3 protein-coding genes and 1 pseudogene are annotated in these 3,805 nt (G+C 59.3%); 2 read left to right on the top strand and 2 right to left on the bottom strand.

Annotated features, from left to right (window positions below; all coding sequences use genetic code 11):
• The coding region (locus BLV07_RS04455; RefSeq protein WP_143035358.1) for a GNAT family N-acetyltransferase at window positions 1-250 on the top strand (250 nt) is incomplete at its 5' end.
• 268 nt (window positions 251-518) lie between these two features.
• A complete protein-coding gene (locus BLV07_RS04450) occupies window positions 519-1,313 on the top strand; it encodes a hypothetical protein (protein WP_091880416.1) in 795 nt (264 codons plus the stop codon).
• A 728-nt stretch (window positions 1,314-2,041) separates the two neighbouring features.
• Here the strand turns inward: BLV07_RS04450 and BLV07_RS04445 are convergent.
• Window positions 2,042-3,346, bottom strand: coding sequence for an adenylate/guanylate cyclase domain-containing protein (locus BLV07_RS04445; RefSeq protein ID WP_091880413.1), 1,305 nt, complete (start codon window positions 3,344-3,346; stop codon window positions 2,042-2,044).
• A 237-nt stretch (window positions 3,347-3,583) separates the two neighbouring features.
• Window positions 3,584-3,805 (bottom strand): annotated as a pseudogene (locus BLV07_RS04440) (IS5/IS1182 family transposase); the annotation flags it as partial.

Below are 3,805 nucleotides of genomic sequence, written 5' to 3'. Positions count from 1 at the left end.
TCATCCCCACGAGCCACATTGGTATCTGCCCCTCATTGCCGCCGATCCGAACTGGATCGGCCAAGGCCTCGGCACATTGCTGATGAAACACGCTCTTCGGCGATGTGACGAGGAGGGCATCGCCGCCTACCTTGAAAGTTCGAATCCGCGAAACATTTCCCTTTATGAGCGCCACGGCTTCAGGATCATCGGTGAGATACAACACGGTTCTTCGCCGACGATGACGCCAATGTTGCGGACGGTTTCTTGAGCGGAATGGCGGCCGGTTCTCCTTCCAACAGGAGGTATATATCGGCATAACCTTCGCTTCAAACTGACTACGTCCGCAGGTGGCCCGTGGCTGACCTTAGCCTAGAGCGCGATGGTGTCCGCTTCCGACAGGCGACCCGACCAAGTTCATGCTGGCCAACGAGGGCAGCCTTTGACCGAAGTCACGCTCGTTTATTCAAAATTGAGGAAGTGGTGCATTCTTGGTTGACGGCAATCCATCCCACGACCTAGTTTTGGTTAGAGGCGACATGCTCATTAGGAGCAAGCGGATCGATGACGTCGCGAGCAAAAGCGTTTGCTTTGTGCTCCTCTTATTGTCGATCTTGGTACTCGGCTGGTTCGTCCTAGATGGCAGTACGACCCGGCCGCGCGTCGTTCGTTCGCGGCTCACAATCGTGGTCGAGACTCCAGACGGTGAGCGTTCGGGCTCTAGTGTCACGCAGGAAACGATCAGCTTCCCTGGTGGTCTGACGAGGGCTCAAGGTTGGGCTCTTTGGACCAACTTTGTCGGAGAAGCGGCCTTTGTAGATTTAGGGCCACGAGGCTTGCTCTTTGCCACGCTGGCAAAGCCAAGCTGGCTCGACAGTCCGGGGTGGGGTGGCAGCGGCGGATACAACGCTAGTCTAATGGAATTCCCACGCGAAAGATTCAGTGGGACGGTTGCGCCAAACGCTTCCTCAAATGCGGAATATGCCGCTTATCTCGATGACGTTAATCGAATTAAGCCAAAGGCGGAGCTACCGCTCAAGGACCTGCCGGTACTGGCTCGATTTGGCGATCCCAACGTCCCGACTAGCGTCGCATTGGTAGACCCGCGTGACTTAGCTGCAAGCTTCGGTCCCGGCGTCACCTTAAAGAATGTTACCGTCGAGATCACCGACGATCCCATTACGACCGGGATCGACGCGAGGTTACCTTGGTTGAGATCGAGTCCGCATACCGAACCTCTTTTCCCCAATCCTTCTCATCAGCCACCGATAGACGATAACCCGGCGCGAAAGCTTACTTATGACGCATTCAGAATGCCGAAGGGCCGTCCATGAGGCGGCGAACGAATCCGCTGATGGCCCTTAGTCGAACCACACTGATCCTGCTGTGATGTCGGTTATCGTCCGTAGACCGGACGCGGGGCCGCGTCGCCCTATTAGGCCCCTCTCGACGAATTAGGGGCGGCTGCGCTTGGCATGGATATGAGGGAGCAGAGGACTGCCGGTCCTATCGCGGATACCGCCAAAATAGAAACACCGAGGCCAAGCCGGGGAAAGAGCCAGGATGCTGCTATGGGTAGGGCAACGGCCGATCCGACGAAGCCGACTATTCCGGTAGCAACGGTTCGCTCCCAAATTCGCGCGTCTTTCAGACAGTCGTCAACGAATGCACCGACGAGAAAGGGCGATAGTCCGATAACATAGATCAGCGGCAAATCCGCCCAACGGGGGGACCACCCCGTCAACATGCAAGCGCAGAGATAGGTGGCAAGTGGACCAATTAACCCGAAAATAATGAACCGGCGCTTCATGGGTTGCACATATACTCCCTAACTCGCGGAACGAGATAGCAGATCATCTCCAAAAGTTAACGCAGGATTGACATCGTGCTCCCGCTTCTGGCCCCAAGACGAAAACCGGGAGTGCATCCGGCACGTCGGCAGCCGGAGCCGGACCAGACGTGGTAACGACGTGGCCAAACCCACGCGAATGACCCACAAGGGACATTTGGCGCAAGAGAAAAAAGCCGAGGAGTGTCAATCCGAATTGGTTAGACGGCGCATTCACCGTTCGACTGCAAAGATGCGCCAATCTCCGGGGACACCCTTGAGCGAATGATTGCCACGGTCACCAAAACGCAAGCCGGAACCTGCCACTAGGTCCTTGACCGTGCTCGACACCAACACCTCACTTGCGCCGGCGAGCGCCGCCACACGCGCTCCGATGTGAACGGCAATGCCTCCGATATCATTACCGATCACTTCGCACTCGCCGGTATGAAGCCCGGCGCGGACTTCGATGCCAAGCGGCCTGATTTCGTCGGCGATGGCGCAAGCGCAGCGCACGCCGCGTGCCGGACCGTCGAAAGTAGCAAGAACGCCGTCGCCGGTCGTCTTGATTTCGCGGCCGCGGAAGCGTGAGAGGGTACGCCGTATCGCGGTGTGATGAGAGTCAAGGAGATCGTGCCAGCGATGGTCGCCGAGTGCGGCGGCTTTCTCCGTCGAGCCGACGATGTCTGTGAAGAGCACCGTAGCAAGCACGCGGTCGGCCGCGACGGGGGCATGCGAGCCGGTCAGAAACTCCTCGATCGCATCGGCGATGTCGTCGGCATTGTCGCCGACGAAGGGGATGTGGTCGACGCCTGGGAACTCGAGATAGCGAGCGCCTGGAATATGCGTGGCGAGAAACCGGCCGCCCTCGACGCTGATGTTCCTGTCGTCCGTCCGGTGGATGACGAGGGTCGGGACCCGGATCGTCGAGACGATGTCGCTGATATCAATCTGACGGTTCATGCGCGCGTACGCCGCAGCGCCGGCAGGACTATTGGACACTCGCTCGTTCTTGCCCCACCAGCGTTTGAACGCGCAGTCATTGACGCGGGAGGCCGCATACCTTGCCACGCTGCCGCCGCTGCCCCAGTCACGCTCGATATAGTCGAGATTTTGCCGTAGCGTCGACAGAGCAAATGTCGATGCCGAATAGGCGTTGCAGAGCACCAGCGCGCGGCAGCGACTGGGATAGGTCGCGGCGAACAGCGCCGACATCGTGCCGCCTTCCGAAATGCCAAGAAGCGCCACCTGTTCCATCCCGGCGGCGTCCGTGACTGCCCGCAGATCGTCCATGCGCTGGTCTAGACCCGGGTAGTCAGCGACCCGATCCGATAGGCCCGTGCCGCGCTTGTCGAACATCACCACGCGGGCGTAGCGCGCCAGGCGCAGCAGCCAACGACTCACCTCGGGTTCGTCCCACCAGTGCTCGACGTTGGTAAAGCCCGGCGGAGCGAAGACAATGTTGAGGGGGCCCTCGCCGAACACTTGATAGGCTATGTGAACGTCGCCGCTCTTGGCGTATCGGGTGTCTGGCTGCATTGACGCCCCCACACTTGCCGGGATCTTCCGACCGGCCGGAATTATAGCAGCAGCTTAAATTATCGGGAACGGCTTAATGTCCCCTGTTGGCCCAGGCCGTGTGAAAATCCGGCAACTTGGGGAGCTCCGGCGCATTGCGGCCGCCGAGCTTCTAATTCGGTGGAATCGACCTCCTGTCATCTCGGTGGCAACCAGGAGCTTCGTGCAGGCGCTGATTTGGTCGTGCAGAGGCCGGCCTCACGCCTGCATCGCCTCCAGCAATCCGCCTACGCCCACGAGCATCATCACGCGCTTCATGTTGTAGGCGAGCACGTTGAGCGCCATCTCGGTGGCCACCTTTGGCAGCTTTTTCGTGAGAAAGTGCGTTGCTCCCATCCAACACTTCATCGTGCCGAACGGATGCTCCGCTGTCTGACGGCGGACACCCATTGCATTGGGGTTGTGGTCGAGCCGATCCTG

Source organism: Bradyrhizobium sp. Rc2d, assembly GCF_900099855.1.
Taxonomy (GTDB): domain Bacteria; phylum Pseudomonadota; class Alphaproteobacteria; order Rhizobiales; family Xanthobacteraceae; genus Bradyrhizobium.
Note: the sequence above shows the minus strand (reverse complement) of the source record. Positions and strands in the feature narration are given on the sequence as shown.